Here is a 279-nt window from a genome sequence, read left to right as displayed (position 1 = left end):
CCTGTCAGCGAGGATGCTTATCAGCGTGTTGTTGAAAAGGGCTATGCCCTCCCCTGATGGTTCTATTATGAAGATTTATAACTGACCTGAAGGCGCTGACAGGACGGTTAGACATAAAACAATCAGGACGTGATAGGTTTTGCCAGATTATTCATTTGGGGAATGGTCATGGCGGAATCTGATTATCGTGAAGAGACATTTACTCTTGCCCTGTCTCTATGGCTGGCGTTATTAACATGCGTCGTTTGTGAGCCGTGTTTTGGCAGTCTGTGGGAATAT

This window comes from Parendozoicomonas verongulae (assembly GCF_009711465.1).
Classification (GTDB): domain Bacteria; phylum Pseudomonadota; class Gammaproteobacteria; order Pseudomonadales; family Endozoicomonadaceae; genus Sansalvadorimonas; species Sansalvadorimonas verongulae.
This window is presented reverse-complemented; position numbering follows the sequence as displayed.